Source organism: Xenorhabdus stockiae, from assembly GCF_002632825.1.
In the GTDB taxonomy this organism is placed as follows: Bacteria; Pseudomonadota; Gammaproteobacteria; order Enterobacterales; family Enterobacteriaceae; genus Xenorhabdus; species Xenorhabdus stockiae.
This window is the reverse complement of record NZ_NJAJ01000027.1, coordinates 1-19,680: the sequence shown is the minus strand read 5'-3', so window position 1 is coordinate 19,680 and position 19,680 is coordinate 1. Positions and strand designations below refer to the sequence as shown.

At 41.3% G+C, this 19,680-nt stretch carries 20 protein-coding genes and 1 pseudogene; 8 read left to right on the top strand and 13 right to left on the bottom strand.

Going from position 1 to position 19,680, the window contains the following annotated elements; all coding sequences use genetic code 11:
• Window positions 1-14: 14 nt before the first annotated feature.
• The gene (gene cysA, locus Xsto_RS14030) at window positions 15-1,103 is read left to right on the top strand and encodes a sulfate/thiosulfate ABC transporter ATP-binding protein CysA (RefSeq protein ID WP_099125432.1); all 1,089 of its coding nucleotides are present in this window, start codon (window positions 15-17) and stop codon (window positions 1,101-1,103) included.
• A 136-nt stretch (window positions 1,104-1,239) separates the two neighbouring features.
• Window positions 1,240-2,121 (top strand): cysteine synthase CysM, encoded by an 882-nt coding sequence (gene cysM, locus Xsto_RS14025; protein WP_099110539.1) that lies wholly within the window; start codon window positions 1,240-1,242, stop codon window positions 2,119-2,121.
• Between the two features lie 239 nt (window positions 2,122-2,360).
• Here the strand turns inward: cysM and crr are convergent, their stop codons facing one another.
• The 5 genes from crr to cysZ all read right to left on the bottom strand — a co-directional run bounded on the left by crr (window position 2,361) and on the right by cysZ (window position 7,473).
• Window positions 2,361-2,870 carry a PTS glucose transporter subunit IIA gene (gene crr / locus Xsto_RS14015; protein ID WP_099110538.1) on the bottom strand — a complete coding sequence of 170 codons (510 nt, stop codon included), beginning with the start codon at window positions 2,868-2,870 and terminating at the stop codon, window positions 2,361-2,363.
• A 65-nt stretch (window positions 2,871-2,935) separates the two neighbouring features.
• Window positions 2,936-4,663 (bottom strand): phosphoenolpyruvate-protein phosphotransferase PtsI, encoded by a 1,728-nt coding sequence (ptsI, locus tag Xsto_RS14010; RefSeq protein WP_099110537.1) that lies wholly within the window; start codon window positions 4,661-4,663, stop codon window positions 2,936-2,938.
• Window positions 4,664-4,923: 260 nt separating this feature from the next.
• Window positions 4,924-5,181, bottom strand: coding sequence for a phosphocarrier protein Hpr (gene ptsH, locus Xsto_RS14005; RefSeq protein WP_038262654.1), 258 nt, complete (start codon window positions 5,179-5,181; stop codon window positions 4,924-4,926).
• 462 nt (window positions 5,182-5,643) lie between these two features.
• Window positions 5,644-6,597 (bottom strand): cysteine synthase A, encoded by a 954-nt coding sequence (gene cysK, locus Xsto_RS14000; RefSeq protein WP_099110535.1) that lies wholly within the window; start codon window positions 6,595-6,597, stop codon window positions 5,644-5,646.
• A gap of 108 nt (window positions 6,598-6,705) precedes the next feature.
• On the bottom strand, window positions 6,706-7,473 hold the full coding sequence (gene cysZ / locus Xsto_RS13995; RefSeq protein ID WP_099125431.1) for a sulfate transporter CysZ: 768 nt from the start codon (window positions 7,471-7,473) through the stop codon (window positions 6,706-6,708).
• A gap of 220 nt (window positions 7,474-7,693) precedes the next feature.
• Between cysZ and zipA the strand changes: the two genes are divergently transcribed.
• On the top strand, window positions 7,694-8,611 hold the full coding sequence (gene zipA / locus Xsto_RS13990) for a cell division protein ZipA (protein ID WP_099125430.1): 918 nt from the start codon (window positions 7,694-7,696) through the stop codon (window positions 8,609-8,611).
• Between the two features lie 216 nt (window positions 8,612-8,827).
• Here zipA and Xsto_RS13985 read toward each other — a convergent pair whose 3' ends face one another.
• The 6 genes from Xsto_RS13985 to Xsto_RS13955 all read right to left on the bottom strand — a co-directional run bounded on the left by Xsto_RS13985 (window position 8,828) and on the right by Xsto_RS13955 (window position 12,115).
• On the bottom strand, window positions 8,828-9,133 hold the full coding sequence (locus Xsto_RS13985; RefSeq protein ID WP_099125429.1) for a type II toxin-antitoxin system RelE/ParE family toxin: 306 nt from the start codon (window positions 9,131-9,133) through the stop codon (window positions 8,828-8,830).
• 1 nt (window position 9,134) lies between these two features.
• Window positions 9,135-9,413, bottom strand: a complete 279-nt coding sequence (locus tag Xsto_RS13980) for a damage-inducible protein J (RefSeq protein ID WP_099125428.1) — start codon at window positions 9,411-9,413, stop codon at window positions 9,135-9,137.
• 217 nt (window positions 9,414-9,630) lie between these two features.
• Complete coding sequence (locus Xsto_RS13975) at window positions 9,631-9,831, bottom strand: ogr/Delta-like zinc finger family protein (protein ID WP_099125427.1); 201 nt, start codon at window positions 9,829-9,831, stop codon at window positions 9,631-9,633.
• A gap of 64 nt (window positions 9,832-9,895) precedes the next feature.
• Window positions 9,896-10,171: a hypothetical protein gene (locus tag Xsto_RS22880; RefSeq protein WP_422646199.1), complete on the bottom strand. Its 276-nt coding sequence runs from the start codon at window positions 10,169-10,171 to the stop codon at window positions 9,896-9,898.
• Between the two features lie 212 nt (window positions 10,172-10,383).
• Complete coding sequence (locus tag Xsto_RS13965; protein WP_099125426.1) at window positions 10,384-10,830, bottom strand: DUF1240 domain-containing protein; 447 nt, start codon at window positions 10,828-10,830, stop codon at window positions 10,384-10,386.
• 952 nt (window positions 10,831-11,782) lie between these two features.
• Window positions 11,783-12,115 (bottom strand): hypothetical protein, encoded by a 333-nt coding sequence (locus tag Xsto_RS13955; protein ID WP_099125424.1) that lies wholly within the window; start codon window positions 12,113-12,115, stop codon window positions 11,783-11,785.
• Between the two features lie 433 nt (window positions 12,116-12,548).
• On the opposite strand from Xsto_RS13955, the pseudogene Xsto_RS13945 reads away from it, so the two are divergent.
• The 4 genes and pseudogenes from Xsto_RS13945 to Xsto_RS13930 form a co-directional block, all read left to right on the top strand.
• A pseudogene (locus Xsto_RS13945) lies at window positions 12,549-12,974 on the top strand (tyrosine-type recombinase/integrase); the annotation flags it as partial.
• Window positions 12,975-13,071: 97 nt separating this feature from the next.
• Window positions 13,072-15,105, top strand: coding sequence for an NAD-dependent DNA ligase LigA (ligA, locus tag Xsto_RS13940; protein ID WP_099125423.1), 2,034 nt, complete (start codon window positions 13,072-13,074; stop codon window positions 15,103-15,105).
• Window positions 15,106-15,331: 226 nt separating this feature from the next.
• The gene (locus tag Xsto_RS13935) at window positions 15,332-16,522 is read left to right on the top strand and encodes a NupC/NupG family nucleoside CNT transporter (protein ID WP_099125422.1); all 1,191 of its coding nucleotides are present in this window, start codon (window positions 15,332-15,334) and stop codon (window positions 16,520-16,522) included.
• Between the two features lie 80 nt (window positions 16,523-16,602).
• Complete coding sequence (locus Xsto_RS13930; protein ID WP_099125421.1) at window positions 16,603-16,818, top strand: DUF3820 family protein; 216 nt, start codon at window positions 16,603-16,605, stop codon at window positions 16,816-16,818.
• Here the strand turns inward: Xsto_RS13930 and Xsto_RS13925 are convergent, their stop codons facing one another.
• A complete protein-coding gene (locus Xsto_RS13925; RefSeq protein ID WP_099125420.1) occupies window positions 16,819-17,196 on the bottom strand; it encodes a VOC family protein in 378 nt (125 codons plus the stop codon).
• 78 nt (window positions 17,197-17,274) lie between these two features.
• On the bottom strand, window positions 17,275-18,630 hold the full coding sequence (locus Xsto_RS13920) for an MATE family efflux transporter (protein ID WP_099125419.1): 1,356 nt from the start codon (window positions 18,628-18,630) through the stop codon (window positions 17,275-17,277).
• 512 nt (window positions 18,631-19,142) lie between these two features.
• On the opposite strand from Xsto_RS13920, the gene Xsto_RS13915 reads away from it, so the two are divergent.
• Entirely contained in the window at window positions 19,143-19,568 is a 426-nt protein-coding gene (locus Xsto_RS13915) for a hypothetical protein (RefSeq protein ID WP_099125418.1), read from the top strand.
• Window positions 19,569-19,680 lie beyond the last annotated feature (112 nt).

The following is a 19,680-nucleotide window of genomic DNA, read 5'->3' as shown; positions in this document are numbered from 1 at the left end:
GTCGGGAGCAGGATATGAGTATTGAAATCAGCAAAATCAGTAAATCTTTTGGTCGCGTTCAGATACTGAATGATATATCACTGAATATTGAATCTGGTGAAATGGTTGCTTTGCTTGGCCCATCCGGTTCCGGCAAGACGACTTTACTGAGGATTATTGCCGGACTTGAACAGCACAGTGCGGGGCAACTTAAGTTTCATGGTAAGGATGTCAGTCAGGTACATGCAAAAGATCGGCAAGTTGGTTTTGTTTTTCAGCATTATGCTCTGTTTCGTCATATGAGCGTGTTTGATAACGTTGCTTTTGGTTTAACTGTACTTCCACGGCGTCAGCGGCCTGAGCGAGAGGCACTGCACCGCAAGGTAATGTCGTTACTTGATATGGTGCAATTATCCCACCTTGCAGATCGCTATCCGTCACAGCTTTCTGGTGGTCAGAAGCAGCGAGTGGCTTTGGCAAGGGCACTCGCTGTTGAGCCTCAGATCCTCTTACTGGATGAGCCATTTGGTGCTCTGGATGCGCAGGTTCGAATGGAATTACGCCGTTGGTTACGCCAGCTTCATGAAGAATTGCAATTTACCAGTGTTTTTGTCACACATGATCAGGAAGAGGCAATGGAAGTTGCTGATCGGATTGTAGTGATGAATCAAGGTGCTATCGAGCAGGTTGGCACGCCACAGCAGGTATGGAAAGAGCCGGAAAGCCGTTTTGTGATGGAATTCATGGGCGAAGTGAATCAGTTACATGGTGAGATTAAAGGCTCTCAGTTGTGGGTTGGCGGAAAAACTTTTCCATTGGAAGTGGCACCATTGCATCAGGGAAGTGTTGATGTATTCCTGCGACCGTGGGATATGAACCTCAGTAAACAACAAACATCATCCTGCCCTTTGCCTGTTAAAGTGACGGAAGTTAATCCACGGGGGCATTTTTCACTGTTGTCTGTCCAGCCTGTTGGTTGGGGAGACGAGAGTTTATCGGTTATCTGGTCGGATAGTTCATCAATTCCAGTTCGTGGCAGCCAGTATTTCATGGGAGGCAAAGGTGCCCATCTGTATGAAGGGGATTCACCATTAAAAGTATTAAAACTCGCTGAATCTGCTTAATTTTTCATTATTCTCTTAACCCTTGGGTTTCCCCTGTTTTCTATAAGAAAACAGGGGTTTTTTATTTAGAGCTTGCGACAGTTTTCTGAATACGATTATTCTGTTGCCTATTCTCATATGTGATTCAGGTAATGCAGTGGCAAGCTTAGAAAATTTTATCGGTAATACTCCGTTGGTGAAATTACAACGAGTTACTGAAAGTATTGATGCAGAAATTTGGGTGAAACTTGAGGGCAACAATCCTGCTGGCTCTGTAAAAGACAGGGCCGCTCTCTCAATGATCCAACAAGCCGAACTACGGGGAGAAATTTCACCGGGGGATGTCCTGATTGAAGCCACAAGTGGTAATACGGGCATTGCATTGGCGATGATTGCAGCAGTAAAAGGTTACCGGCTTAAGCTACTGATGCCTGAAAATATGAGCCTTGAGCGTCAGGCATCAATGCGGGCTTATGGTGCTGAATTAATTTTGGTCAGTAAAGAATTGGGAATGGAAGGTGCCAGAGATTTAGCACAGCAAATGGAGCTGAATGGCGAAGGAAAGGTGCTTGATCAATTTAATAATACAGATAATTCGCTGGCACACTTCAAGACAACAGGGCCGGAAATTTGGCAGCAAACGCAAGGGCGTATCACCCATTTTGTCTCCAGTATGGGCACTACCGGCACTATTACCGGAGTGAGCCGTTACCTGAAATTTCAGTCAGATAATATACAAACCATAGGATTACAGCCGGCAGAAAACAGCCATATTCCCGGTATTCGGCGTTGGTCACCAGCATATATGCCCGGAATTTATCAGAAAGATCTGGTGGATCAAATACTGGATATTACCCAGAATGAGGCGGAAACGATGATGCGGTTGTTGGCACAGAAAGAGGGTATTTTCTGTGGGGTGAGCTCTGGCGGAGCTGTTTCTGGAGCGCTGCGTATCGCAGCTGAAAATCCGGGAGCCGTTATTGGGGTAATTATTTGTGATCGCGGCGATAGATATTTATCTACAGGTGTTTTTAATTAACTTTTTTATTTACTGAATCTAACTTAGTGAGTAAAGGTTATGTCGTTATTTTCAATACCGATGCCAGATTGATAATTTTGCGTCTTTGGCATTGGCAAAGTCTGCCGGATTGACATTGTTTGGCAAATGGGAAATGGTTTCTCCTGATTCAATTAGTTAATAAAGAAATCGCCTCTGTTTTATCGGGTTAAATGATAAAACAGAGGCGACCCACAACAGCTTACCAGTGATGTATTCAGCTACTTCTTAATTCGCATGATAACAGATTCACCAACGACCACTGATCCACTGACTTTAGATAATTCTTTGATTTCATCCATGTTAGAGATAACAACAGGAGTTAAGGTTGACTTGGCTCTTTCTTCCAGAAACGCTAAATCAAACTCTAAAACCAAATCACCTTTCTGTACTCGCTGGCCCTCTTCGGCAATCCGTTTAAAGCCTTCACCTTTCAGTTCAACGGTATCAATACCGAAGTGAACGAAAAGCTCTATCCCGTTATCAGATTCGATGGAAAAAGCGTGATTAGTTTCGAAGATTTTACCAATGGTGCCATCAACAGGGGAGACAATCTTATTACCTGTAGGTTTGATAGCGATACCATCACCTACAATTTTTTCCGCAAAAACAACATCCGGAACATCTTCGATATTAACTATCTCACCTGATAATGGAGCGATAATTTCAATACTGCCGCTGTTCTTTTTATCATCTGAAACTAATGATTTCAGTTTATCAAGCAGACCCATAAATCTTCTCCTAATTGTTTTAATGGGACCGTGTACTGGCTAAGGTGCTGTCTTGGTCAATTGACTTAGCAGAGAGTTTTTTCTCTGATAAAAGTATCAACCAATTCCATCAACTCCTGTGCAGTTGGCTGAGTTAAAGCTTGTTCTGCTAGCGCTTTTGCATCACCGTAATTCGCATTACGAATGATTTTCTTGATGCCTGGAATGGATATTGCACTCATACTGAATTCATCCAGTCCCATGCCCAGAAGCAATAGTGTAGCACGCTCATCTCCAGCCAGCTCACCGCACATGCCCGTCCATTTACCCTCTGCGTGTGAGGCGTCAATCACCTGTTTGATCAGATTCAACACTGCTGGCGACATTGGATTATAGAGATGAGAAATCAGCTCATTACCACGGTCTACCGCAAGAGTATACTGAGTTAGATCGTTTGTCCCAATACTAAAAAAGTCAACTTCTTTTGCAAGATGTTTAGCAATGGTTGCAGCAGCAGGCGTTTCTACCATGATGCCGACTTCAATCGATTCATCGAACGCTTTATTTTCGTTACGTAGCTGATCTTTAAGCATCAATAGTTCTGCTTTCAGTTCCCGAATTTCTTCAACAGAAATGATCATTGGGAACATGATGCGAAGTTTACCGAATGCAGAGGCTCGGAGAATAGCACGTAACTGAGAATGTAATATTTCTTTGCGATCCAGGCAAATACGGATTGCACGCCAGCCAAGGAACGGGTTCTCTTCTTTGGGCAGATTCATATAAGGCAGTTCTTTATCACCGCCGATATCCATAGTACGGATAATAACAGCCTGATTACCAACGGATTCGGCAACAGCCTTATAGGCTTCAAACTGTTCTTCTTCAGTTGGCAGAGAATCGCGATCCATAAACAGGAACTCGGTACGGTACAAGCCGACGCCTTCTGCCCCATTACGTTCTGCGCCCGCAATATCACGGACTGTGCCGATATTGGCGCAGACTTCTACCTGATGACCATCCAGCGTAATGGCTGGTAAATCCTTCAGTTTTGCTAATTCGGTTTTTTCTGACAGATATTCGTTTTTGATTTTTTTGAGTTGTTCAATTTCAGTGTCAGATGGATCTATATAGATATGATTATTAACAGCATCCAGAATAAGGTAGCTGCCATTTTTAATCTGAGTTGTTGCGTTGGTTGTCCCGACAATGGCAGGCAGTTCCAGAGAACGTGCCATAATTGAAGTGTGAGATGTCCGGCCACCTAAATCTGTAATGAACCCCAGTACTTTATCCAGATTGAGCTGTGCGGTTTCTGAAGGTGTCAGGTCATTTGCAACCAGAATAACTTCTTCTGCAATGGAGCCTAAGTCAATAATCGGCATACCCAGAATATTTTTCAGCAGGCGCTTACCAATATCACGAACATCAGCGGCACGCTCTTTTAAATACTCATCATCCAGCTCTTCCAGTGCCTTAGCCTGATCTTCGATAACAGAGTGTACGGCGGCATCTGCTGTAGCCAGATTTTTCTTTATCAGCGTAATAATTTCCTGTTCCAGCTCTTCATCTTCCAGCAACATGATGTGGCCTTCGAAGATTTCGGCTTTTTCTGCACCCAGATTTTTTTCAGCTGTATCTTTGATGACTTCTAACTGAGCAGAGGCTTTATCCCGGCCTTGTTTAAAGCGTGAGATCTCTTGTTCGACCTGTTCAGGAGTGATTTTTTTATGATTGATAATGATGGGGTCTTCTTTCAGCAATAATGCCTTACCGAAAGCAATACCTGGTGATACTAAGATGCCTGAAATCATACTATATGACCTTAACTGCGGGTGATTATATTTCATTGCGCCTTCAGAGGCAGGCTCTAAATATCCCCAGATTTTGTATTCCGGGGATGGTACTGGATGAAATAGACTGGCTTTGTATACTCGGTGTATTTCAAGTTGGTTCTTTTTTGGCTGTACTTACTATAGACACCGTTTTATAAGAATACGGTGCTCTATACTCCAAAGATTAGCTCCCTTGCCATCGTGATGCCACTTGAAATCCATTGAGTATGAGTGAGTGACTATTCCAGTTCACCCATCAGTTTCACTAAATGTTCAACAGCTTGTTGTTCATCTTCACCTTCAGCAGAGATTGTAACAACAGTTCCTTGAGTCAGTCCCAGCGTTTGCAATTTAAACAGACTTTTCGCACTGGCTGATTTGCCGCCAGAAGTAAGAGTAATATCGGAAGAAAAACCCTTCGCTTCTTTAACAAATTGTGCAGCAGGGCGAGTGTGCAGGCCATTTGGTGCAGTAATAGTAACTTCTTGCTGGAACATAGTATTTCCTCAATAACTTAAATTTTTGTTGGTAAGCCAAGAGAATACTAAAACTAGTTTAGCTGGATTAATCCTGACTTGTACAACCGTTAAATGAATAATGATATATGCCTTTACTCTTTCAGGTCGTTTTTTAGCAGCTTTATACATTTGCAGCTTTGATACAGCACGAAATCCATAGGTATAAAATGCATGAAATCATTATCAAAAAATTAACATATTTGATGCCACTCTATTGTTGACTGGATGTTAATACACACTAACCCAATATGAGTTGAACCAAACAAGATTCTTTATGGCAGTCTTACGATTAATTTCGTGCATCAAAATAATTACTGGTTAAATACTAAAGCTGCCTGAATAAATCATCTAAGAAAGTTTTAAACTTTGATCTGATGCACAAAAAAGCACCCTTGAGGTGCTTTTTTGTCAATAAAGTTGAAAAAGGAATGAGGTGAAGATTTAATCGTTGGCTAAATCGGCAAACAGTGCAGTGCTCAGGTAACGTTCAGCAGAAGAAGGCAGAATGACAACAATATTCTTATCCTTGTACTCGTCTTCCTGTGAGAGTTTAATGGCCGCAGCAACCGCAGCACCTGAAGAAATGCCAGAAAGAATTCCTTCTTTTTCAGTGATTTCGCGAGCTGTTTTAATGGCTTCTTCGTTACTGATTTTAAATACACGGTCAACTAATGTTAAATCCAAGTTATCAGGGATGAAACCTGCACCAATCCCCTGAATTTTGTGTGGGCCTGGTTTCAGTTCTTCACCTGCCAGTTTTTGGCTGATTACGGGTGAATCTTCAGGCTCGACAGCAACAATTTTTACTTGCTTACCTTGTGTATTCTTCAGATAGCGGGCAACACCGGTAATAGTGCCTCCTGTACCTACACCAGCGACAAAAACATCAACATTTCCATCGGTATCTTCCCAAATTTCTGGCCCTGTCGTTTTTTCGTGGATTTCAGGGTTTGCTGGGTTACTAAATTGCTGTAGCAGGACATATCGTTCAGGCGCACTGTCACGGATTTCATTCGCTTTATCAATAGCACCTTTCATGCCCTTAGCGCCTTCGGTCAGCACTAATTTTGCTCCCAACGCTTTTAGCAGCTTACGGCGTTCTAAGCTCATGGTTTCCGGCATTGTTAGTGTCAATTTATAGCCACGGGCCGCAGCGACATAAGCAAGAGCAATTCCCGTATTACCACTGGTCGGCTCGATAAGCTCTTTATCCTTTGTCAAAATGCCACGTTTTTCTGCATCCCAAATCATGTTGGCACCGATACGGCATTTCACACTGAAACTCGGATTACGAGACTCTATTTTGGCCAGAATGCGACCATTTCCGAAATTTTTCAGGCGTACCAGTGGAGTGTGACCGATGGTCAACGAATTATCTTCATAAATTTTGCTCATTGTCCGATTGCCCTTAAGATGCTCATGAGTTGTGATTAATTAACCATACGCGAACAGCTTATGAATGGAAATAAAGTTTCAGTCTATTCTTATTATATAAAAGAATATTTAACGATTTCTGATAGCATGCTGAGCACGGTAACGATCAACCCACATAGCTGTAGCACCACAAACGGCAACAGGCATAATGAACAAATTGATGACTGGGATCATCGTTAATATACTTACTGTTGCTCCAAATTGCAGGTTGTCAATTTTGTCCTGTCGCAGGGTATTACGCATACCTATAAAACTGACCTTGTGGTTATCAAAAGGGTAATCGCAATATTGGATAGCCAGCATCCAGGCACTGAAAATAAACCAGAGAACGGGGGCTATAGTTTGCCCAATACCCGGAATAAAATACAATAATAATAGAGCGATAGCGCGAGGTAGGTAGTAGAGGATTTTGACTATCTCACGTTTCAGAATACGGGGAACATCTTTCAGTAAATCAAAAATGTCTGTATCGGGTGCAGGAATGCCAGTCAATTGCGCTTCCAGTTTTTCTGCTAATAATCCGTTAAAGGGTGATGCAATAAAATTTGCCAGTGTGCTGAAAAAATAGGTAAAAATAAGTAAAACAGAAATAACAGCCAGCGGCCATATTAAATAGCTGAGCCATTGCATCCAGTCCGGTACTTTATCTAGCACCCACTGTATCCAACCATCCATTTTCTGATATAGCCACCAGAAAGCACCACCAATTAATAAGATATTAGCCAGTAAAGGCAATAAAACGAATCTTTTGATGCCCGGGCGGGTTACCAGATGCCAACCTTGTACAATATAATGAAAACCGCCTAGATGTTTTGGCAATTTTGTCGAATTCGTCATATTTTCTTATTCTCTCCTGAGTGATTGAGACGGTATGATATAGGCAGGATTTTCCACTGACCAGTGGTTTTATGTGTAAAAAACACTCGAAAAAACAGGGGATATCTCTCTTTATGATAAGAAAAGTACGCAGAGGCTTGCACTTGTGCTATTTGACAAATACTCTTATCTAAAGAATATTCAGCCGTGGTGGCAATTAATTTAAACAACAGAGATAGCAATGATGCAGGATTTGCGTCTGATATTAATCGTTGTTGGTGCGATAGCCATAATAGCTTTGCTATTACATGGGTTGTGGACCAGCCGTAAAGAGCGTTCGTCACTCTTTCGTGATCGCCCAGTGAAACGTCGTAAACAGGAGCGTGAGAAAGAGTCAGAGGATAATGATGGCGATGAGCTGTTTAATAATCCGTCAAATTCACCTGTTCATGAATCAGCGAAATCTCGCCATGAACATCGTGAAGAGCCGGTTATTGAGCGTAATGCACCTGATTTGTCAGAAGTAACATCGGATAATGGAATCGATCCTTTACTCTCAAAACAACAACCTGAAGCACCAGTGGCAAAAGAGAAAGCCATTGATGAAAGCCAGAAAGAATCGCAGCTTGGCCTGTTTGAATCTGCTGAGCAAAATGGTGCGGAAGGTAAGGAAGCGGAGGCTGTCAGCGAGCAGTCTGAGTTGGAAAATGCCGCGAAAACTGAAGCTGAGCAAGCTAAAAAAGAGACTGTCTTGGTACTGCATGTAGCGGCTCATCATGGTCAGGAGCTGAATGGCGAAGTGTTGCTTCAGAGCATTTTACAGTCCGGTTTCCGTTTTGGGGATATGAATATTTTCCACCGCCACCTTAACCCGTCGGGTAGTGGTGCAGTACTGTTCAGTCTGGCTAATATGGTTAAGCCGGGGTCATTTGATCCAGAACGTATGAATGATTTCAGCACTCCGGGGATCTCCATGTTTATGCTCGTTCCTTCATATGGTGATTCTAATCAGAATTTTAAACTGATGTTGCAGGCAGCACAGCGTATTGCTTCTGATGTAGGAGGAGTGGTGTTAGATGCCGAGCGTAAGATATTAACACCGCAAATGATTGAGAATTATAAGGCACGTATTCGCAATACACTCAGTGCTCAGGAATAAATTTTCTTTTTAGTATTAAGCCCCCGCTCAGTCGGGGGTTTTTATGATGTAATGCTTTGATTATTAATGGATTTTATAATGAAGCATCCACATTTCATCCACTTTATGACTGAAATCTTTAGCAAAAGCCCCTCATACTTTGAGGGGCTTCATATAATCCACGTCACATTTCCTTTTTGACCTACTGAATCACAGATGAAATGCCACACGCTTTCCTCAGAAAAGCCCGGCTATTCTTCTGGCGGTATGCAATATTCTAAGAACCTTTATCGTTTCCCTATCCTCATCGTAACGGTAGAGCATAATGAAGGGAAAATGCGGGATAACGAGTTTTCTATAACGTTCGTCCTGACTGTTACGCGCCTTTATGCCTGCATATGGGGTCACTTTCAAAAGCTCAGCCATTTCCACGAATTTTGCATCTACCTCATCAGCCAATAACAGCCCAGCCTGCTCAAAGAAGTAGAGATAAATTTGCTCTCGGTCAGTTTGTGCGCTTTCTTCCCATAAAATAGTGATCACTTTATCCCCTGCTCAGCTTAGTACGCAGTAGAGCCATCCGGCGCTGGCTTTCAGCCTCATCAATAAAGTGAGCTGACCCGTTTTCACATTGGTCAATCGCTTTTTCAATTTCCGCTTCTAACCAGTAAGCATGGGTATTCTTTTGATACTCACGTTCTTCATTTGCCAATTCTTCGGCTTTTTGTCTCATTAGCTTTGTTAAGTCTGTTTGCTGACGTTTGGCCGCTTGCATGGCTAAGCGTTTGGTTTCTTCATCAATACGAAAATGAATCGTCTCCATTCATTCCCCCTTAATCGCTATCATTTCAAAATATGTTGTCATTTGTGTTGTCATATTAGCATAGCCGACTAAAACAACAATGTTGTTTTAAAAAAGAACAATCTTGTTGATTGAGTAAATTTCGGGGCAACGACTTGAATAAACGGAAGGGTAATGCAAAAAGCCCCTCAATAATAAGGGGCTAATGATTTTAAGGGCTATCAAAGCACATGACCGTTTACTGCCCCTTTTCAGGATGTGGCGGGGCAAACTCAACTAACGTTGGCTTAGCCACCCAGCGGACAAAGGTTTCATGGCTGACGAACGTGGCACCGCAATTGATATTCTGGCACTGGTTATAGCGTTCTTTGGTTTCGGTGGTGTGTTCAAAACTGCTGCGTGTATGGGCCACATGGCTGCAAAGGGGGCATCTCATCATAATGTGAGTACCTCAAAATCAGGAAAGCGCCAGCTGTGTTAGGCGATGGCTCGATTATAACAAATCAGACGCCCATGTCAGCATCCGATATTTTCACTTCCAGTTCTAAAGCAGAAGTTAACCCACTATCATTTAAGGTGTGTGTGACGGTGACCAGCGTCCAGTCGGTGCCGTCGATTTGCGGTTTAAAGCCGCTGACCCGGACTTTCATTTCCGGTAACAGCTCCGGCCTACCCTTTGCCAGTTGGATAGAGAACGAAGCGACACCGCGCTGAATTTTCTCCCACTCGGCTTTGGCGGCTCGCTCAACATTGGCCTTGTTGGCGTAGGTGTGTTTCATGATGAACACATTCCCTTCACTGCCGACCAGATAATCTCCCTGTTTTTCTTCTTTTTTCTGCGGTGTGGCTTTGCGTTTCCGACGCTTGACCGTTATCGGGGTTTTCTACTTCGGTTCACGGGTATTCAGCCAGCTGGCCGAGACACCGGTAACTAATTCCCTCATCGCATGGCATCCTGATAAAACTGTCACTGAGTGTGAATTTGATAAATTCAGTGACAGCGTTCTTTTTCTTTCGCATACCGGGTTGCTCCTTTTCCATACTTATTCTCGCAGACCACATACCCGGCATCCAGCAACCTGAAATGCATATACCAAGATAGCGGAATACTCACGACAAGCCCGAGAAAGGCAATGGCGAGAACAAAAATCATAATCCGCTCGTATAGTGTTGGTGATTGTTTCTTTTTTTTCTTTTTTCTGACTTTTTCTAACTCTGCTGGTTTGTAAGTGATGCCCAGATAGATTAACAAAAGAAAAACATACAGCATGAATGGCGAGAAAAAAATAAGCGCGAACATGACATAAGAGGATTTCACCTGGTCTTCCATCCTCAACGCCGCTATCAGCTCACTACCTGAAGTAAAGACTGTCACCCCGCCCATTATTAAAGCGACTAATGACACTAAAATCATTCCAACCCTTTTTTCTATTGTCATAACTCTTATTCCCTCTACTCGCAACGTATTGCCCTGATTATTCTAATAGTCATCAGGATTTCAAAACATGACGTTATTATCAATACTGACAATGGGCTAAATATCATCACAATATGCTCGTTTGAGATTTAAACCTGCTATCGCCACAAAAACACACGTCTGTCATTGTGAGTCAGGCTCAATGTGTTTCTACGTTCTCACGTTTCGTCATGTTGATTTTTTGGTGGTTGGCATGGCTAATAAACACCGCTGCGCGCAGTCGTGACCCCGCCGCGCCTGCTCACTAAATTCAGTGCTTTTTATGCACCTGCACGGGATCGTTTGAAGCGCGTCAGTACTGGGGCTTGGCGGGGTAGGTGATCCTTGTTTGATCTTGCGGATTGGTGCGGAGAATAGGCCGTTTTATGCAAGTAAAATCTATTACATCTGAAAGTAAAATCTATTACGTTTTTTGGGTTAGTTTGAACTACATTTATTCATAATTATCCGTAATGCTTAAGGTGATATTATGCTTAGAGCAGGAAGTGGAAATGAATTTTCCAATGCATTTATGGAACTCGAAATGAGTGAACATAATAGATTTTGGAATTCTGTTAACTCTCAGGAAATCACTTACATTCCGAACACGACTGGCAATAGATACCCACGATTAAGACTTCACTTTATAGACAGTCAACTATTTGATTTACAGTACTGTACTGCCCCCGGCTCCAATAATGAAAGAACACTATATTCTAATTATGCAGGTCGCCCCGGTCATCCCGGTGTATGGAATCCTCTGTTTCAGGTAATAAGCAGCACAAATCCGCATTACGATAACATAAGCGCCGCCGTTGAAAGTGTTCGGCGCTTTTGGACATAATTTTTTCAATGTGAATAGTATTACTCATGCTAACTTGCTTTCCGTCCATCAAAAACGGAGAAAATAGCAGTGTCGTGACATGTCACACCATCACAATTTAACTTCATGCCAGCCCAAAGTTGCCCAACAGGCTGAATCACCAGACAGGCAGCATTCTGTCACCGGAAGTGCATCACCACATTTTTGACATTGCTGTGCTGCCAGTGTTTCTATTGCCTGACGTAATTCCGCATCGTCTTTGCGGATAAGTAGTGCGAGATATTCAACTACGTCATAGGGATCGCGTCCCGGCCGTCTCAGTTCACAATTGCGTTTCAGCATGTCCAGTTCTTGATTATCAACCAGCAATTCTATTTTGGTGACGCCAGCTTCCTGCTGGCGTTGACGTTGGGTGGCTTTGCGTTCTGCGGGGGATTTCGCCATTGCGTTTATTTTCCTTGATTACCAACGTGGATGAGGCAAGCGGCATAAAAACAGCTCTTCAAATGCCTGCGGTGACCACATGTTACGAATCCGTTCCTCATCTAAGCGACATTCAACATCATCAAATAACGTCACCGTATCGAAAAAAGCCGGTTCTCCCTTGACTCGGTTTAAGGTAAAGAACTTTTTATAAGCCTTCTCGCCGTTATCGCCTGAACATCGTGAGGAATAAAACGTTCTATGCCACTTATCATGCATGGATAAAGGAACTCATCCAATCAAGGGCATGAAACCGCTCAAGGAAAAAACGCCGGAGATGTCTTATCTTACTGAATCAGAGATTGCTGCATTATTGAATTCGATTACTGATGATGCTTGGCGTTTAACGATTCTATGTTTAAACACTGGCGCAAGGTGAGGAGAGGTTACTAAGTTAAAGGCGGAAAACATGCTGCATAATCGTGTTACATTTACTGAAACAAAAAATGGTAAACACAGAACTCTCCCTATTTCTGATGAAGTAATGGGGGCGGTTAAGACTAAACAGTCAGGTCTCTTATTTGATGTTAATTATCAATCTTACAGAAAGATGCTGAAAGAGATAAAACCAGACCTGCCTGTTGGTCAAACAGTGCACGTTTTGCGACATACTTTTGCTGCCCATTTTATGATGAATGGAGGAAATATATTAACCTTACAGAAGATAATGGGGCATGCCAGCATTCAGCAAACTATGACCTATGCGCATTTTGCTCGAGATTATCAATTGGATGCGATCAAGTTTAATCCACTAAGGGGATGTATCCACATTCCAATCCACATTATCGGGGAAACATGGGCATCAATAGCGCCCCGATAGATTCATAAACTATTGAAACATAATAGCAGCCCTTGTATAAAGGACTGCTTTATCCCCGCTCACTCAGTCGGGGGTTTTTCATCTCTGGTGAGAAGTCATGAAAAATATTATTCAAAAAATTAACGAACTAAGAACAACATTGCGTCATCATGAGTATTTGTACCATGTTATGGATGCACCAGAGATCCCGGATGCGGAATATGACCGCTTGATGCGGGAACTAAAATCACTGGAAGAACAGCACCCGGAACTTATTACCGCAGATTCTCCTACCCAGCGGGTCGGGGCAGCACCATTAACTGAATTTGAGCAGGTGCGTCATGAAATCCCGATGTTATCTCTGGATAACGTATTTGATCAAGAAAGCTATTTGGCGTTTGATAAACGTGTTCGTGATCGTCTGAAAGACAGTCGTGAACTGGTATTTTGCTGTGAACTCAAACTTGATGGTCTGGCTGTTAGCTTGTTGTATGAAAACGGCGAGTTAGTGCGGGCAGCTACCCGTGGTGATGGTACTACGGGAGAAAATATAACCGCTAATGTTCGTACAATCCGGGCAATTCCTCTGCGTTTGAAAGGAGACAATATTCCAGCTCGTGTCGAGATCCGTGGTGAAGTCTTCATGAAGCAGGCAGGTTTTGAAAAACTCAACGAAGAAGCCCGCCGGACAGGTAATAAAGTATTTGCCAATCCTCGCAATGCCGCCGCCGGATCATTGCGCCAACTTGATCCGCGGATTACAGCTAAACGCCCACTGACTTTTTATTGTTATGGTGTTGGCGTTATTGAAAGCGGAGATTCGGAAAATGGGCAGCTGCCAGCAAGCCATTACGGGCGCCTGATGCAATTCAGGCAGTGGGGGCTTCCGGTCAGTGACAAAGTGAAATTATGTCAGGGAACCCAGCAGGTATTGGATTTTTACCGTGAGATAGAGCAACAGCGCCCTGAGCTGGGTTTTGATATTGACGGTGTTGTTATCAAAGTTGACTCCCTTGAATTGCAGGAAGCATTAGGATTTGTAGCCAGAGCACCTCGCTGGGCGACAGCATTCAAGTTTCCGGCACAAGAACAAATAACCATCGTGCGGGATGTTGAATTTCAGGTAGGGCGTACGGGGGCTATTACACCGGTTGCACGTCTGGAGCCGGTACAGGTTGCAGGTGTAATCGTTAGTAATGCCACTTTGCATAATGCAGATGAAATTGAGCGTCTGGGATTACGTATAGGCGATACTGTTGTTATCCGCCGTGCAGGTGATGTTATTCCACAGGTTGTCGGTGTCATTCAGGAAAAAAGGCCAACAGAGAGCCAGGAAGTTGTTTTCCCGGAGCATTGCCCTGTTTGTGGCTCTGATATTGAACGTGTTGAAGGGGAAGCGGTAGCACGTTGTACCGGTGGATTATTCTGTGGTGCACAGCGTAAAGAAGCATTAAGGCATTTCGTTTCCCGTCGTGCAATGGATGTGGATGGAATGGGAGAAAAAATTATTGAGCAGCTGGTTGATAAGGAATATGTAAAAACTCCGGCTGATCTATTCCGTCTTACCGCAGGGAAATTAACGGGTCTTGAGCGTATGGGACCAAAATCCGCTCAGAACGTGGTGAATGCGCTGGAAAAATCCAAGAAAACAACCTTTGCCCGTTTTATTTATTCACTGGGAATTCGCGAGGTCGGAGAGGCGACGGCTGCTAATTTAGTTACTCATTTCGGTACACTGGAAAAATTGCGTGTAGCAGATACGCAAGCTTTGATTGCTGTTCAGGATGTGGGAGAAATTGTTGCCAGTCATGTGGTTAATTTCTTCAATGAACCACATAATCAGGCAGTCATTGATGATCTCGTCAATAATATTGGTATCCACTGGGAATCGGTAGAAATACCACAAGCCGCAGATATTGATAGCCCATTTGCTGGTAAGACTGTGGTGTTGACCGGATCACTAAGTCGTTTATCCAGGGATGAGGCTAAAGACAAATTGGCTGCTTTGGGAGCTAAAGTTACAGGCAGTGTTTCCAAAAAAACCGATCTGGTGATTGCTGGTGAAGCAGCTGGCTCCAAATTAGCGAAAGCCACAGAGTTGGGGATAGCTGTTATTGATGAAGAAGAAATGCTCCGTCTTTTAGGTGAGTAACAAGTAGGGACGTAATCTTCAGAAAGGCGCTATTTGAGGTTTCCGTAGCGCCTATAATTTGCATGCATGATAGCCATGTTTTGGTTAAAAATGTGATCCGGTTTGCTAAATTTAGGTTTTGTTGCCTCTTACATAATGAATTAATGTGATAATTGTCACGATTTATTATCGTGTATTACGAAATGCGGTTATAAATTTGCACCTCGTCAGATTTGGAGTTCCTTTTATGTCTCATATTTTTCATTTTGTCCTCGCTTTAGTGCTCATTGGTGGCCTGGCGATTTTGGCGAGTAATAACCGGAAGGATATAAGGGTCCGGTATATTATTCAGTTACTTGTTATTGAACTTGTTCTGGCGTGGTTCTTCCTGAATTCGAATGCCGGACTAGGGATCGTCAAAGGATTTGACAACCTGTTTGTTCACTTGTTGTCTTATGCCGCAGAAGGTACTAACTTTGTTTTCGGTGGTATGATTGACGCAAAACTGGCGTTTTTCTTCCTGAACGTACTTTGTCCTATCATCTTTATTTCCGCCCTGATTGGTATTCTGCAGCACATTAAAATTCTGCCGATTGTCATTCGTGCTATTGGTACAGTGCTCTCCAAAGTGAATGGTATGGGGAAACTGGAATCTTTCAATGCAGTCAGTTCATTGATTCTGGGCCAGTCAGAGAATTTCATCGCTTATAAAGATGTATTGGACAAAATGTCTGAACGCCGGATGTACACCATGGCAGCAACCGCGATGTCTACAGTATCTATGTCCATCGTGGGTGCTTATATGACGATGCTGGATGCAAAATATGTGGTTGCAGCTCTGATACTTAATATGTTCAGCACCTTTATCGTTCTGTCTCTCATCAACCCTTACTCTGTTAAAAGTGAAGGGGATATTCATATGAGCAACTTGCATGAAGGGCAAAGTTTCTTTGAAATGCTCGGTGAATATATTCTGGCGGGTTTCAAAGTAGCATTGATCGTATCGGCCATGCTGATTGGTTTTATTGCTCTGATTGCGGCTATCAATGCTGTCTTTGATATTATCTTTGGCATTACCTTTCAGGAATGTTTGGGTTATGTTTTTTATCCGTTTGCCTGGATCATTGGTATTCCTAGTGATGAAGCATTGAAAGTAGGTAGCATCATGGCGACTAAGCTGGTTTCTAATGAATTTGTTGCTATGCAGGGTTTACAGGAAATTGCCGGGCAATTGAGTGAGCGTTCAAAAGGAATTCTGTCGGTATTTTTGGTTTCTTTTGCCAATTTTTCCTCTATCGGAATTGTTGCCGGAGCTATCAAGGGATTGAATGAAAAACAGGGAAATACTGTTGCACGTTTTGGTCTGAAACTGTTGTTTGGTTCAACATTGGTGAGTTTCCTGTCCGCAGCCATCACCGGACTGGTAATGAGTTTTTAAATTCACAGTGACTTGTGTTTCAGAATGAAAATGGCATCTTACAGATGCCATTTTTTTACATAAAGAAAAAGGCTTAAAGAATGAATAAAGAAAACCTATTGGAAATTGCTAATACGGTAATGCCATTTGGAAAATATAAAGGAAGAATGTTAATTGACCTTCCTGAAGAATATTTGCTTTGGTTTTCCCGTAAGGGAGAATTTCCACAAGGCAAACTAGGGGCACTAATGGAAATGACCCTTGCAATTAAGATTGAAGGGCTGGATTCACTGGTAAAGCCACTGAAGAAATCTTAGTTAACCGTAAGTTGGATCAAGTGGCGCTATCGGTGATGAAATATCGATTAATGCACCACTTTTATCCTTGATTAACATGCGCCGTTGCCCATAAGGTAAGTCACGCGGTGGTTCTATAATATCCAGCTTAAGTGTTTTGGCTGTTTCAAAATAAGCGTCAATATTTTTTACAACAAAGGTGATAATTACGCCTTGGCAAGCTTGTTGATATGCTTTAGGAATAAATTCACTTGTTTTTAAAAATGCAGAAACTTGCTCATTTGATTCAGAAGACATGGAGATGAACCAGCAGGATTCATATTCAATACTAAATTTCAATAAGTTAACAAATAAATCCCTCGTGCTTATCAAGTCATCACTGAGAATATTAACTAACATATTGATTTACCTTTAAAGGTTAGTGAGATGATACTTAACGTTAAACTTTTTTACATGGTCATAAATCTATACGAAAATTTATGATGCATGTTTAAGTATTCTCTTAAATTTGAGAGCTAATACGATTGATAGAGTGATACAGTTTGTTAATAAGCCAAAAACAAGCCCATACCAAAAGCCAATCAAGCCCATTTTCTCTGTTATCAAGTCTGTTAACCCTAATGTAAAAGCCAAAGGGACGCCAATAAACCAATAACCGAAGAGAGGAACATAGAAAACTATTTTTGTCTCATGAAACCCACGTAAAATGCCTGATAATATGGAGTGTATAGAGTCAAATAGTTGAAATAAGAATAAAAAGACGATTACTCCGAGAGCTATCTTTATTACAAGAATATCTTTTGTATATAAACTGATAATATGTTCAGCATAAAGAAAAAACATAATTCCTAGTATAAGGGTAATCAATGTAGTAGATATTAAAGAGAGTAAACTAAATCTTAGTGTTGATGAATAATCTTTCTTAGCACTCAAGTAGCTTATTTTTACTGTTGTGACAGCAGAAAATCCACCGCTAATAGCTAGTATCATGGATGATATGATAATCATAATATTATTGGCTGCAATATATACGGTACCTAAGGTTGCAATGCCAAGTGAAATGGCATCAATAAATATCACTTCAACAAAGAGTGCTAATCCACTTGGGATACCGATCAAAAACAATCTTTTTAATCCTGAGTTGAGTTTTAGAGATAATCTAAATCTGTATTTTTCATATTCTTTTTTCCGTAAAAAATAGATAATCAGTAAAATAGCACTGAGAGTGTTGATAATCGCAGTTGTGATCCCTGCTCCTACTCCGCCCATTTCTGGTACGCCAAATTTACCAAAAACGAAAATGTAGTTTAAAGGTATATTGACTATAAGAGCAAAAATAGAGATATACATCGCAACTTTGGTGTTTTCAAGTGCTTGCAACAAAGAACGAAAAACATTGAATATCATCACACCCGGTACACCAAATGCCATAGCTGTAATATAACCTTTTGTGATGTGTACAACATCTTCATCAATACCAATAAGCGATAAAAGTTGAACCGCTAATAATAAGAAGACAACAATAGGAATAGATAAAATCAATGCGGCAGATATGTAGTTATTAACACACTCTTTAATGCCTTCGATATCATTATTTGCCCGAAGTTTAGCAACATCAGCTGATAGCATCAGAATAACGCCAAAACCCAATACAAAGATGGGGAACCAAATACTACTCCCTAGCGATACGGCAGCGAGCGCATTTGTCGAGTAGTGGCCTGATACGATAACATCCACGGCACTCATTGCTATTCTGGTAAGCTGCGTTACTATGATTGGGGTTGATAGTAAAAAAAGATACTTTATATCGTTCAACAAGGCAGTTTTTTGCATGATTTTCCCTGTAAAAATATTATTTTTTTAATTACCCTGTATTAATTTCAACATAATAGAATGATCGTATAAGTAGCTACGGTTTTTATTTTTTTTGAAAGTTTATTACTGAGTGGCTGAGATAAATAGTAGAGTATGTTATTAGGACTGAAATTTTTTAGATTAATTAAAACTAATACTTATTATAATCATCAAATAAAAATAAATGCAACATATTGTTAACACTTTTTTCGTAAAATATCACTTTTATTAGGTTTTGAGAGTATGGCTACTTTGGGAATTTTATTAACTATTTGATATGTAGTGAATTAATTCTTTTGTTCTATATTAATGACGGACAGGTTTTGTTGTAAGGGTAGTATTTTAACTTTTGTGATTGTATTTTCAGGTGATAACTATTTTTCATTATCAAAATAATTTCTATTTCTTTAAAGTGTTTTATGGTTTTCTTATATTGAATATGATGTTTTTTATTTTATTGGGTTTATACTAAATTATTTTAAGGTGGTAATATGAATATTGATAATAATATAGTTTTATCTGAGAAAAAAGAAGAGTCGTCACCTATTACTGTATCTATACCTGATGGTGCTGATGTTATTGTTGGGCAACATATATATCTAGTTGTAACAGTGAAATCACCACAGGTTAAGTCTATTAAAAGTATCACAATAGATGTTCCAAATAATAATATAGTGGTAAAAAAGAAAGAGGACTGGAAGCTCATTGATGATACCTCTGGGAAAGCTATATTTACATTGGAGGTTGATGATAAATTGTCATCAAATACTTCAATTAGCTATACGGTTCATGCTTATACGGATAAGAATGTTGATGTGGAGGGAATTGCACCTTTGATAGTAAATTATACAACAAAAAAAGTGAATGAATGGGGGAGCTCTATTTCATTATCACCAAATATGATTCTTATTCGGTAATCCCCCCTAAAAGCCGGAGTGTCCATAAGTAGAATTTTCTCATACGCTTAATGTAGCAGAGGAGATCGAAATCTTATGAAAAAGTCACGTTTTACTGACAGCCAGATCTTAG